Origin of the sequence: Parasporobacterium paucivorans DSM 15970 (assembly GCF_900141895.1) — a bacterium.
Classification (GTDB): domain Bacteria; phylum Bacillota; class Clostridia; order Lachnospirales; family Lachnospiraceae; genus Parasporobacterium; species Parasporobacterium paucivorans.
The window spans coordinates 1-1,448 of record NZ_FQYT01000051.1; the positions used below are offsets into that span (position 1 = coordinate 1).

Annotated in this window: 1 protein-coding gene; it reads right to left on the reverse strand. The window is 40.7% G+C overall.

What is annotated here, in order from left to right; all coding sequences use genetic code 11:
* A partial coding sequence (locus tag BUA79_RS12155) for an Ig-like domain-containing protein (RefSeq protein WP_178138610.1) occupies positions 1-1,315 on the reverse strand: 1,315 nt, incomplete at its 3' end.
* Between the last annotated feature and the right edge of the window lie 133 nt (positions 1,316-1,448).

Sequence of the window (1,448 nt, forward strand, 5' to 3'; positions counted from 1 at the left end):
TTTCTGGCGAGGACGCTATTGCAGTTCCTCCATTGCAGTTATAGCTCAACGTATAATCCCGTACCTGTTCAAGATACCATTTCTGGTTATCTCCATTATTTCCCGACCACTGAATTACGTTAACCCCTTCGACCGTACCGCCTCCATAAACATCCAATACATATCTTGTTCCATTTTCAACTGCCAATCTTGACATTAAAGAACACGAACCATCCGCATTCTCTATTATTTTCCACTGCTGGTTGGTTCCTCCGTGGTACGTCCACTGGATTACCCTGTTTCCTAAATTTGTACCTCCACCATATACATCCAGTGAGAAGGACGGATTCAGTACAGAGGTGATTTTATAGTAACCATTACCTAATGAAGCAAATCTCCACTGCTGGTTTTCACGCCCATGATAACCCCATTGAATTATGTTAGTGCCTTCAACTGTTCCACCACCATAAACATCCATCACAAGGCTGCTATTTTTCGATCGGATATTATAAATTCCGCTATAATCATTTTGAGCTTGAACGGATACTGCACATGTTGCCGTTTTTGCACCGTCGTACGTTGTTGCTGTAATTGAAGCCGTTCCGTAACCTACAGAGGTAACTCTTCCCGTACTATCCACCGTAGCAATACTGGTATTACTTGATGACCAAGCTACATTTTTATTATATGCATTATTTGGTATAATCGTCTCAGTAAGTTTTTCCGTCACTCCAATACCATTAATAGTTGTACTGGCAGTATTTAGAGTTATTCCAGTTACCGGTACCGGTGCAACGGTCACGGTACAGTTTGCTGTATAATTACCATCTGCCGTTCGTACAGTTACCGTCGCCGTTCCGTAACCTACTGCCGTAACCGTCCCATCTGCACTTACTGTGGCTATATTGTTGTTACCTGATGACCAGGTCACATTTTTATTAGTTGCATTGACTGGTGCAACTATTGCAGTAAGTTTTTCAGTTGCTCCAACACCATTAATAGTAGTACTATTTTTATTAAGAGTAACTCCTGTTACGGATATGCTAGAAGGTTCAAAAGACGTCAAAATTCCATACTGCTCACCAACGTACAAATACTGATAATCTGATATCTGTAATACATGGATATAATATGTGCCGGGGGCTAAACTCATTGACAAAGCACGATAATAGCCATCAGAATAGTATAGTGAAGCCGCATTTATTATATTACCATTAGAATCATATAAGCCAATCCCCAAATCTTCTTCCCAATTATATCCATAGAAATCTCCAGTCCAAATACCAACTAACGTAAATATTCCGCTAGTGTTAACGGTAAACCTATACTGATCCACGTCATAATAATAATCATTTATCTGCCCGGTAATATAATTGTTATTGATTTCTGAGTTTGTCCGCCCGTTGCTCTCTGGAGCTGCCTAAAACTGCTCGCCTATGCTGCCACGGTGGTTATGAGTTCGGGCACAA